General features: G+C 57.5%; 3 protein-coding genes. 1 reads left to right on the top strand and 2 read right to left on the bottom strand.

Annotation, left to right across the window (positions count from 1 at the left end):
• A partial coding sequence (locus AB4043_RS22575) for a dicarboxylate/amino acid:cation symporter (RefSeq protein ID WP_442308160.1) occupies window positions 1–622 on the bottom strand: 622 nt, incomplete at its 3' end.
• Window positions 623–664: 42 nt separating this feature from the next.
• On the opposite strand from AB4043_RS22575, the gene AB4043_RS22570 reads away from it, so the two are divergent.
• Window positions 665–1,225 carry a YybH family protein gene (locus AB4043_RS22570; protein ID WP_442300823.1) on the top strand — a complete coding sequence of 187 codons (561 nt, stop codon included), beginning with the start codon at window positions 665–667 and terminating at the stop codon, window positions 1,223–1,225.
• Between the two features lie 129 nt (window positions 1,226–1,354).
• Here the strand turns inward: AB4043_RS22570 and AB4043_RS22565 are convergent.
• On the bottom strand, window positions 1,355–2,405 hold a 1,051-nt coding region (locus AB4043_RS22565; RefSeq protein WP_442308159.1), incomplete at its 5' end, for an ATP-binding protein.

The following is a 2,405-nucleotide window of genomic DNA, read 5'->3' as shown; positions in this document are numbered from 1 at the left end:
GCGCCAGGGCAATCCCGAAGATCGTGGCAAAGACCGCAACCTGCAGGATCTGACCCTCGGCAATCGATTTGGCGATGTTCTCCGGAAAGACGTGGACCAGGAAGTCCTGCCAGTGCATCGGAGCTGCCGGCGGCAACGCTCCGCTGGCAGCAGGCAGCGTCAATCCCACGCCCGCCTTGCTGATATTGATCGCAGCCATGCCGATGGCGAGCGCAAAGGTCGTCACCACCTCGAAATAGATCAGCGCTTTCACACCCATGCGGCCTACCTGCTTTAACTCGCCGTGGCCGGCGATGCCGTTGATGAGGGAGGCAAGAATCAGGGGTGCGACGATCGTTTTGATGAGACGTAAAAAAATGTCTGAGAGAAACTTCAGGTTCGAAGAAAAAACCGGAGCATCATGGCCTAATTCCCCGCCGGCGAGCATCGCAAAAAAGATCCACGGCGTTATCGAACGGCTTTTCCAGGCGAAGACGGCAAGAAGCCCGAGTCCGAGCAGACGACACGCCTCTTCCAGCGTTAAAAGAGAAGGAGAGACAGTTGCAAGACTAGCCGCCGCCGCGGCAGTGAAAAGAGTCACACCGCCCACGGCCAGTGCTTGTTGCATTTTTGGAAGAGCCATCGTGCGGAGCATATCATCTGTCTCGAAGAGAGGTTTCTGGAGATGCGTCGATCATTCCTTCTGCTTTGGGTGGCCGTGACCGCCGTGGCTACCCACACTGCCACCGCGCAACTAGGCTTCGGGCAGAGCAATCAGCCGAGCCAGCAGGCGCAAAGCCCCTTGACAGTGCCGACCCTGTCACCAGGGGTGGTCTTCCTGATGGAACTGGAAGGCCGCTTCAATCAGGCTGTTGAGAAGGGCGGCGGCAAAGCCTTCGCGAGCTGGTTTGCTGATGATGCCGTGGTATTGAACAACGGACGTGCCGCTACCTTCGGCAAGCTTGCGATTGGCGAGCAGGCAAAGTGGGACCCCAAGGACTATCAGCTAACCTGGCAGCCGCAGGGCGCGCAGATGGGTCCGAGCGGCGACATGGGCTTTACCTGGGGACATTACGAGGGGCATTCCAAAGATAAGAATGGTCAGCCCGTTGTTGTGGAAGGCCGCTACATCACCATCTGGAAAAAGATCAACGGCGAATGGAAGATAGCGATGGATGCAAGTGCAAACGATGCGCCTCTCGCCGGCGAGTGCTGCGCGTTGCCTAAGCCGGGCAGCGCAAAGTAATCCTTAGAGCGCGTTTCTAAAGTTCGCGCCATAAGGAGTGAAGAGTATTTGCTGTCCGAAGCATTGAAAAGCAGGTCCTTCACTTCATTCAGGATGACATCATTTTGGTGCGAATCTCAGAAATACGCCCTAACGCAGATTGCTGCTGGGCCGGCTGGGTAGCGTGAAATAGAACGTCGATCCCCGTCCCAGCTCGCTCTCTACCCAGATCTCACCGCCATGCTGTTGCACGATGGATTTGCAGATGGCCAAGCCCAGGCCGGTGCCTCCTTTGGCCCGCGAATCCGAAGCATCCACCTGCTGAAAACGCTCGAAGATCAGATCCAGCTTATCCGCGGGAATACCACGACCCTGATCGTGAACAGCGATGCAAGCTTCACCATCCGCTTCATACGTGGCAGCAAGAAATATTTCACTTTCCGCAGGCGAAAACTTGATGGCATTGGAGATCAGGTTTGTCAGCAACTGCAGAATGCGATCCGGATCGGCCCAGGCAAAGACATTCTCTGCCTGAAAGCGGAATCCAATCCCCGCCTTTGCAGCCGATGTCTGCTGCAGGTCCGCTGCACGATGACACAAGTCGCCAACCGACACGTTGGACTGATGCAGTTCTGCCTTGCCGCTGCCAATACGTTCCAGTTCCAGGATGTCGTTGACGAGATTGATCAGCCGGTCCGTGTTTCCGACGGCAATATCCAGCATCTGCTGCGCTTTCTCCGGCCGAGACTGTAGCACGCCGCTGGCAACCATCCCCAGCGCCGCGCGCAGTGACGTGAGCGGCGTACGCAACTCGTGCGAGACGGTCGAGACGAACTCATCCTTCATCTGGTCGAGCTCGCGGCGCGCAGTGGTATCAGTAAAAGCGACGACGACACCCACCGCCTCTCCATCATCCAGCAACGGTGTTGCGACGTAGTCCACCGGCACGTGCGTGCCATCCTTCCGCCAGAAGATCTCATCATTGACACGTACCGGCTCAGAAAGATGGACTGCCTCCTGGATCTTCGATCCCTCCGCCGGCTCCGGCGAGCCATCCGCGCGCGTATGGTGGATGGTCTCATGCAGGTTTCGTCCGAGAAGATCATGCGGCTTGTAGCCGAGAATCTGCGCTCCGGCCGGGTTGACCACAGTGATTGTGCCTGCCAGATCGATACCCAGAATGCCGTCACCAACGCTGGCC

Origin of the sequence: Terriglobus sp. YAF25, assembly GCF_052113305.1 — a bacterium.
Taxonomy (GTDB): Bacteria; Acidobacteriota; Terriglobia; order Terriglobales; family Acidobacteriaceae; genus Terriglobus.
The sequence above is the reverse complement of the archived record's forward strand: the minus strand, read 5'-3'. Positions and strand labels throughout refer to the sequence as shown.